At 42.1% G+C, this 4,549-nt stretch carries 3 protein-coding genes and 1 pseudogene; all 4 read left to right on the top strand.

Features of this window, described 5'->3' with window-relative positions; all coding sequences use genetic code 11:
• Positions 1-1,484, top strand: a 1,484-nt coding sequence (locus KHB02_RS29375) for a 2-oxo acid dehydrogenase subunit E2 (RefSeq protein ID WP_338088336.1), incomplete at its 5' end; no start/stop codon positions are given.
• 301 nt (positions 1,485-1,785) lie between these two features.
• On the top strand, positions 1,786-1,911 hold the full coding sequence (locus tag KHB02_RS29875; protein WP_277398418.1) for a hypothetical protein: 126 nt from the start codon (positions 1,786-1,788) through the stop codon (positions 1,909-1,911).
• A 278-nt stretch (positions 1,912-2,189) separates the two neighbouring features.
• Positions 2,190-3,179, top strand: coding sequence for a DnaD domain protein (locus tag KHB02_RS29370; protein WP_241114200.1), 990 nt, complete (start codon positions 2,190-2,192; stop codon positions 3,177-3,179).
• Positions 3,176-4,438 (top strand): annotated as a pseudogene (locus KHB02_RS29365) (DnaB-like helicase C-terminal domain-containing protein). The gene KHB02_RS29370 and the pseudogene KHB02_RS29365 overlap by 4 nt, the downstream one beginning before the upstream one ends.
• The last annotated feature ends 111 nt before the right edge of the window (positions 4,439-4,549 follow it).

The following is a 4,549-nucleotide window of genomic DNA, read 5'->3' as shown; positions in this document are numbered from 1 at the left end:
GAAATTTTGCAGGCGGCTGTTCCATTCCAGGAAAGCCGCTTTTATGCTTAATGTTAGGAGGAATCGGAATGCAAGACATCAAAACATTACATGAGATTACATTACCTCGTCTCTCTGAGGCGGATGAAGAAAGTCTGATCACATTTTGGCATAAGTTAGAGAAGGATCGTGTGAAAAAAGGGGACGTCCTTGTCGAAGTTCAGACAGAAAAAGCGGTTACCGAAATAGAATCCGATATTGACGGTGTGATTGTGAAAATCCATAAAAAAAGGGGAGAAGTCATTGGAATGGGAGAAGTCCTTGTCAGCATAGCTGTAGATGATAAGGGAGAATCCACATCCATGACAAATCAAGCCCAACAGATAGACACATCAGTACCGGGTCAGCAAGAAACGCAAACAACCAAGCCGTCATTTGTAAAAGCTTCGCCACGAGTGCGGAAAATGGCAAAAGATTTAGGTGTTGATTTAGCAACAATCACTGGAACTGGGAAAAACGGAGAACCTACGGTCGAAGATTTACAGAGGGCAGCAAATAATGTTCGGAGCGCCGAAACACCAATCCAAAACCAACCTCACGAACAACAAAGAGTGATTGCATCACCTTCGGTAAGAAAGCTTGCCAGGGAAAAAGGAGTAGATCTTGAAGCATTACAAGCAAGTAATGGAAATGGGAGAATTAATCGCGAAGATGTGCTGAAATTTGCAGAAGAAAAAGAACATCCATTGCAAAAAGAACAGGCAATCATAAAGGTGGAACCAGTTCCGGAAGCAAATAACGGTCAAATCGAACGAGTCAAGCTGGGAGGCATACGAAAAGCGATTGCCAAAGCTATGGCACATTCAAAACAAACGATTCCGCATGTAACCCATTTTGCTGAAGCGGATGTGACAAGTTTGGTCATTCACAGAAACAGGCTAAAGGAAGTGGCAAAAGCAAAGAATATAAAATTAACCTTTCTTCCATATGTGGCAAAAGCACTAATTAGTGCCTTAAAAGAATATAAAGAATTAAATGCTTCCATAGATGAAACGGAAGAAAACATTCTCTATAAAAAGTTTTATAATATTGGAATTGCCGTCCAGACCGAGAATGGCCTTGTTGTACCAGTGGTGAAGGACGCAGACCATAAAAACATTGCTGCACTTGCTAAGGAAATTGACCTGCTGACAAAAACAGCAAGAGATAACAAATTAACAATGGACCAAATGAAGGAAGGAACCTGTACAATCTCGAATATCGGCTCAGCAGGAGGACAATGGTTTACCCCTGTCATTAATTTTCCCGAAACTTCAATCTTAGGGATAGGAGAAATTATTGAAAAGCCGATCGTACGGAATGGAGAAATTACCATTGGCAAAATGCTGCCACTTTCCTTAAGCTATGACCACCGAGTCATTGACGGTGTGATTGCCCAAAATGCATTAAACCATATAAGAAGATTATTGGAAGACCCTGAACTCCTGTTATTGGAATTAGAATGAATTTATGGAGTGCCATAAGTTAAATTCTAAAAAACAAATTGAAACAGATGTATGTAAGAAGCAGAAAAGATGGCAATGATTGTTTCTCTGAAAAAATTGCGACAGCTTAAATTAAGATAAACGCCAGTGCCTGTCATTGCCCGTAATTTGTTGTTACATTATTCGGGTGATGACAGGCGCTCTTTTTAATTTGTTAAAAACCTGAGAATCAGTGAGACTACAATGAAATATTTTGAGGATTTTGCGGAAAATACCTTATGTACCACTTTATTCATTCATGCTGAATTGGAGGCTCTACCAGATGCAGGAAAACAAGAATAACCCCGTTAATATCGTATCCAACGACGCCGTTGTCGGTAAACCGTACCTAGACATCGACCGCGTCATCCCCGAAGGCAAATCGGGAAACGTAAACCGCAAGAAATAGGGGGGAGTGACAGGACCATGGTGCCTGACAACACCGAAAATATACTTTTAACACACCGTATTACAAATTAAGGAAAGTGCCAGTCACAACCCATAATATGTTGATATTTGATCGACATTATTCGGGTGGTGACAGGTGCTTTTTTTATTTGCTCCGTAAAGAAATCTACTGTCACAAAGTATTCACTTTTTTATGAAAACCACCCTATCCATTTTCCTCATCAAACCATAAATAGAGTCTGAATAGAGTTTTTCAATAAACAAGGATGGTGGTTAAGGATGGCAAAGTATCGAATGGTGCGAACTGAATTTTGGGACGATCCCGTTGTGGAAGAGATGACCCCGGAGGAGAAGTATTTTTACCTTTATTTGCTGACAAATTCGAAAACAACTCAAATTGGCATCTATCGAATAACGAAGAAGCAAATGGCTTTTCATTTGGGTTATTCAATGGAGACTGTTCATTCGTTAATGGAACGATTCGCCGAGCATCATCAGTTGATTCGCTACAATCCGGAAACAAAAGAACTGGCGATTAAATGCTGGGGGGAATATAACCTGCATAAAGGCGGGAAACCGATCATGGACTGTATAACCGCCGAGCTAAAAGAGGTCCAGGACCGCTCGCTTATTTCGTATGTTTCGGAAGGCATTACTAATCTCGGAATTAGCAGCCTTTACGAATCTTTTAGTAGACATGAAGAATTGCTTATTGGCAACGAGGGCAGTGAACGCGCGGAACAGGATACATATACCGATACGGAAGACGAAGAGCTTAACGATACGTCGACGTGCCGTGCTACGATACGTGGGCAAAAAGAAAAAGAAAATAAAAAAGAAAAACAAAAACAACAGATAGCTTCTCAGACATATATTGTGGACACTCCAGATTTAGAGAATCTTACAAAACCGGAAGATGTGAATGAAATTATTGAGTTTTGGGACGCGAATGGTTTTGGCTTTACGAACCTAATGGCGAAGCAGCAGCTGTTAGTATGGCTAGAGGATTCTAGCTTTTTACAGCCAAAAGAGATGATCCTAAAAGCCATGGAGATTGCCTGTGCGAATAACAAGCGAAGGCTTAACTATATTGTTGCGATTCTTAGAAACTGGGAAAATGAATCGTTACTGACCCTAGCAGATGTTGATGCCCATCAGGCACCCCAACAAGCGGTACCAATGTCAAGAAAATCAACTGAAATCGTTCGTACCGGAAGAGATATTCCACGTGGATTCCAACTCGATCTAACGGCAGGTGAAGAGGAATGAGTATGGCTGAAAAAGCGTTCTTAGGCAGTTTGATGAAGGCGGAGTACTTACTAACGGATACCGTGATTCAGCCTGAACAGCTAGAAAGTGCACGGCATAAAGAAATCATGCGAAAAATGGTGGAATTCAAACGGGCCGGTAAGAATCTTGATTTGATTACTTTTTCAACCTTGTCCGATCTCGAATCAGTAGGGGGAATGTCCTACCTTTCTGAGCTGTTGTCCTATGCAGACATGGAGAAATTTGATGGAACGGAAAAGCTCATTCTTGAGTCGTGGAAGGAGCGGGAAAAGAGAAACATCTTGAGTGTTGCCGCCATGAATGACTGGGAGATTGCAAAAGTCATTAGCGAGTTGGATAAAATTAGCCAATTAAAGCTCGAGGATCACACCTCGTTACAACAAGCGTTGGCCAACATCTATGAGGCACCCTGGGAAGATCAATTACGCCTGAAAAGTGTCACAACGGGTATCAAACAGCTCGATGACATGACGGGAGGTTTTCAGGGTGGGGAAGTTACGATACTGGCAGCTAGACCATCAATGGGAAAAACCGACGTGATGCTTCATTTTGCCAAAATGTCGGGCTGGGCGGGGTATCTGCCACTCGTATTTTCTTTAGAAATGCCTGAGAAACTGATTACCAAACGATTAATAGCTTCGACAGGGGGCTTTAACCGTGCGAAAATGCGGGACCCGAAACGAATGCTGAGTCAACGTCAAAAGGATAAATGATCGGATGTGATTGGCGATCTCACGGAAACCAATATGCAAATTTTTGATGGGGCGGGTCAAACGATTGCCGAAATGAGAGCGAAAACGAGAAAGATGATGAATCAATTTCCTGGCAAGAGACCGATACTGTTTATCGATTACTTAACACTGATCCAATCCAGTCAATCGTACGGAGGGAATTCCCATCAACAAGTAACTGAGATATCCAAATCCCTCAAAAACATGGCGAAGGATTTTGATTGCCCCGTCATCTGTTTGGCGCAGCTAAATCGATCGGTGGAATCAAGGGCCAATAAACGGCCGATGATGTCTGATATTCGGGAATCGGGAAGTGTGGAGCAGGATGCCGATGTCATTTTGTTCCTATACCGCGAAGCCTACTATGACAAGGCTTCTCAAGATCATTCCCTTGAAATCATCGTCTCAAAAAACCGAAATGGCCAAGTTGGAACCATCGCCGTCAATTACAACGAGTATACGGGAGCGATTGATGAGCGAAAGGAACAGAATCAACCCCTTGTATAGCTGTCCAGCAGCCATTAGAGAAGAAGCACGCGGAACATTTTATGAACGATTAATGAGGTGAAATCACATGTTGGTGAAAGAAGCTTACGAAGATAGTTTTCGTTTTGAAGA

The organism is Neobacillus citreus (genome assembly GCF_018343545.2).
Lineage (GTDB): Bacteria > Bacillota > Bacilli > Bacillales > Cytobacillaceae > Neobacillus > Neobacillus citreus.
This window is presented reverse-complemented; position numbering and strand designations above follow the sequence as displayed.